Source organism: Promicromonospora sp. NPDC060204 (genome assembly GCF_042728455.1).
Taxonomy (GTDB): Bacteria; Actinomycetota; Actinomycetes; order Actinomycetales; family Cellulomonadaceae; genus Promicromonospora.
Window position 1 is genome coordinate 1 of sequence record NZ_JBHWZO010000405.1, and the last position, 3,340, is coordinate 3,340.

Genomic DNA, 3,340 nt, shown 5'->3' on the forward strand with positions numbered 1-3,340 from the left:
GGCCCGAAATGCGCGTGATTCCGGGCCGAATGACGGGGTAGAAGCGCACCAGCAACCTCGCCGTAGAAGCGTGGTGTCAGTTCGTGGCACCAACCCCCTTGCGGTGACACCACGATGGTGTCATGATGGTGCCATGGACCTGAACCGATACGCCGACGAACTCCAGCGTCAGCTCGCCACGGCAGCCGCCGCCGGTGGTGACGACGCCCGCGAGCTCGCCGCCCGCCTGACCGCACCGCTGGACGCCGCCGCGCGGCTCGTCCTGCTCAGCGCCCTCTCCGACGCCGCCGGGGAGATCTCCGCGGAGCTCGCCCCGGGCTCGGTCGACGTGCGGCTGCGCGGCGGCTCCCCGGAGTTCGTCGTCACCGCGCCGGCGGCCCAGGCCGGCCCGGCCGCCCTGGCGGCGCCCGCCGCCCCCGCGACCCCCGCCGCCCCGGCATCGGCCCAGGTCGAGGCCGAGGCGGGGGCCACCACCCGCACCACCCTGCGCCTGCCCGATCACCTCAAGGCGCAGGCTGAGCTCGCCGCCGCGCGCGACGGCGTCTCGGTCAACACCTGGCTCGTGCGGGCGGTCGCCGCCGCCGTCGAGCGGCCGCCCGGCCGGGCGGCCGAGCCCGCCGGCTCCGAGCAGCGCGCCAACAGCCGTGTCACCGGGTGGGTGCGCTGACCGCACGCGCGACCCCGCGCCGCGGCACCACCCGCCCGACCAGGTGACACCACACCGACACCACAGACATCACCACCATCTTTCACACCGCCCTGGAGCCTCGCCATGCCTACCTTCCCCGCCCCCCACCCGGTCCCCGTCGTCGTGGACGTGCCGTTCGCCAACCTGCACGTCGTCGCCGGCGAACGGGACGACGTCGTCGTCACCGTCCTGCCCACCGACAAGAAGTCCGGCAGCGTGCGCGCCGCCGAGGAGATCCGCGTCGAGCGCGACGGCGACGCCGTGACCATCACCTACCCGAACTCGTGGAAGCAGTACGTGCTGCCGTTCGCGGCCGGCACCGCCGACATCACCGTCGAGCTGCCCACCGGCTCCGAGCTGCGCGGCAAGACCGGCTCGCTCTACGCCGAGGGCGCCCTCGCCTCCGTCGACATGACCCTCGCGTCCGGCAACGTCACCCTGGACGACGTCGACCGCGTCACCCTCAAGGTGTCCGCCGGCTCAGTGAGCGCCCGCCGGGTCGCCGGAACCGCCGACATCAAGGTGAGCTCCGGCTCGGTGCGCGTCGACGAGATCGCGGGCGACGCCACGATCCGCGCGAGCAACGGCACCACGACCGTCGGCTCCGTGACCGGCACCCTCCAGGTGCAGGGCGCGCACGCCGACATCATGGTCAGCCAGGTGCACGGCACCCTCACCGTGAAGTCCGCCCACGCGGGCATCCGGGTGAACAACCTGGAGTCCGGCAGCGCCACGCTCACCACGTCCTACGGCACCATCGAGGTCGGCGTGCCCGAGGGCGTGGCCGCCTACCTCGACGTCGCCTCCGAGCACGGCAGCGTCCGCAACCACCTGACCCCCACCGAGGGCCCGGTCGAGAACGAGTCGACCGCCGAGATCCACGCCAGCACCGGCTACGGCGACATCGTCGTCCGCCGTCCCTGACCCCCGAGATTCCCCAGAGATTTCCCCCAGCGAAGGAGAACTGGACATGACCACCGACCAGGCCACGGCACCCGCCATCCGGGTGCACGGCATCGAGAAGTCCTTCAAGGACCTGCACGTGCTGCGCGGCGTCGACTTCGACGTCGCGGCGGGCAGCATCTTCGCCCTGCTCGGCTCCAACGGCGCGGGCAAGACCACGCTCGTGCGGATCCTGTCGACGCTGCTCAAGGCCGACGCGGGCACCGCCACCGTGCACGGCTTCGACGTCGGCTCCCAGGCCGGCGACGTGCGCGAGTCGATCAGCCTGACCGGGCAGTTCGCCGCGGTCGACGAGATCCTCTCGGGCCGGGAGAACCTCGTGCTCGTGGCGAAGCTGCGCCACCTGCCCGACCCGGGCGCCGTCGCCGACGGCCTGCTGGCCCGCTTCTCGCTCACCGACGCGGGCGGCCGCCGGGCCGCCACCTACTCGGGCGGCATGCGCCGTCGCCTCGACATCGCGATGAGCCTGATCGGCAACCCGCCGATCATCTTCCTCGACGAGCCCACCACCGGCCTGGACCCCCAGGCCCGGATCGAGGTGTGGCAGACCGTCAAGGAGCTCGCGAACAACGGCACCACCGTGCTGCTGACCACGCAGTACCTGGACGAGGCCGAGCAGCTCGCCGACCGCATCGCGATCCTGCACAAGGGCACCATCATCCAGAACGGGACCCTGGCCGAGCTCAAGGCGCTCCTGCCGCCGGCCAAGGTCGAGTACGTGGAGAAGCAGCCCTCGCTGGAGGACGTGTTCCTCACCCTCGTCGGCGAGCCCGACCCGGCCGAGCCCGGCACCACCTCTGACGACACGACCAGCGGCACCGCCGCGGCAGGAAAGGAAACCCGATGACCTCCCACGTCCTGGGCGACACCGGTGTGCTCACCGGTCGCTCCCTGCGCCACATCCTGCGCAGCCCCGACACGATCATCACCACGGCCGTCACGCCGATCGCGCTGATGCTCCTGTTCGTCTACGTGCTGGGCGGCGCCATCAACACCGGCACCGGCGAGTCGTACGTCAACTACATGCTCCCCGGCATCCTGCTCATCACCATCGCCTCCGGCATCGCGTACACCGCCTACCGGCTGTTCCTCGACATGCAGGGCGGCATCTTCGAACGCTTCCAGTCGATGCCGATCGCGCGCTCCAGCGTGCTGTGGGCGCACGTGCTGACGTCCGTGGTGTCCAACCTGATCTCGGTGGCGATCGTCATCGGCGTCGCGCTGCTCATGGGGTTCCGCACCGGCGCCTCGCTGCTCGACTGGCTCGCCGTCGCGGGCATCCTGGTCCTGTTCACCCTGGCCCTGACCTGGCTCGCGGTGATCGCCGGGCTCTCCGCCAAGACCGTGGACGGCGCGAGCGCATTCAGCTACCCGCTGATCTTCCTGCCGTTCATCAGCTCGGCGTTCGTGCCCACCGAGACCATGCCGGGCCCGGTCGCCTGGTTCGCGGAGAACCAGCCCGTGACCTCGATCGTGGACACCATCCGCGCCCTGTTCGCCCAGCAGCCCGTCGGCAACGACATCTGGATCGCGCTCGGCTGGCTCGTCGGCATCCTCGTGATCGCCTACGTCCTCGCGATCGCCGCATACAAGCGCAAGATCAGCTGACGCCGTCGGCCCGACGACGAAGGACGCCGCGCCGTCGGCCCCTGGAAAAGAGCGCCGCGCCGTCCGCCCCACCCCAGGGCG

The 3,340-nt window shown here is 71.4% G+C and carries 4 protein-coding genes; all 4 read left to right on the forward strand.

What is annotated here, in order from left to right:
• The first annotated feature begins 133 nt into the window (after nt 1-133).
• The 4 genes from ACFWEJ_RS28040 to ACFWEJ_RS28055 all read left to right on the forward strand — a co-directional run bounded on the left by ACFWEJ_RS28040 (nt 134) and on the right by ACFWEJ_RS28055 (nt 3,259).
• Nucleotides 134-667 carry a toxin-antitoxin system HicB family antitoxin gene (locus ACFWEJ_RS28040; RefSeq protein WP_377232444.1) on the forward strand — a complete coding sequence of 178 codons (534 nt, stop codon included), beginning with the start codon at nt 134-136 and terminating at the stop codon, nt 665-667.
• A gap of 105 nt (nt 668-772) precedes the next feature.
• The gene (locus tag ACFWEJ_RS28045; protein WP_377232445.1) at nt 773-1,612 is read left to right on the forward strand and encodes a DUF4097 domain-containing protein; all 840 of its coding nucleotides are present in this window, start codon (nt 773-775) and stop codon (nt 1,610-1,612) included.
• A gap of 46 nt (nt 1,613-1,658) precedes the next feature.
• Nucleotides 1,659-2,498 (forward strand): ABC transporter ATP-binding protein, encoded by an 840-nt coding sequence (locus tag ACFWEJ_RS28050; protein ID WP_377232446.1) that lies wholly within the window; start codon nt 1,659-1,661, stop codon nt 2,496-2,498.
• Nucleotides 2,495-3,259, forward strand: a complete 765-nt coding sequence (locus ACFWEJ_RS28055; protein ID WP_377232447.1) for an ABC transporter permease — start codon at nt 2,495-2,497, stop codon at nt 3,257-3,259. Before ACFWEJ_RS28050 ends, ACFWEJ_RS28055 begins: the two co-directional genes overlap by 4 nt.
• Nucleotides 3,260-3,340 lie beyond the last annotated feature (81 nt).

What these genes read in the sequence shown, in the direction of transcription:
- ACFWEJ_RS28050 (WP_377232446.1), top strand. Translation starts at nt 1,659, where the DNA reads ATGACCACCGACCAGGCCACGGCACCCGCCATCCGGGTGCACGGCATC.
- ACFWEJ_RS28055 (WP_377232447.1), top strand. Translation starts at nt 2,495, where the DNA reads ATGACCTCCCACGTCCTGGGCGACACCGGTGTGCTCACCGGTCGCTCC.
- ACFWEJ_RS28040 (WP_377232444.1), top strand. Translation starts at nt 134, where the DNA reads ATGGACCTGAACCGATACGCCGACGAACTCCAGCGTCAGCTCGCCACG.
- ACFWEJ_RS28045 (WP_377232445.1), top strand. Translation starts at nt 773, where the DNA reads ATGCCTACCTTCCCCGCCCCCCACCCGGTCCCCGTCGTCGTGGACGTG.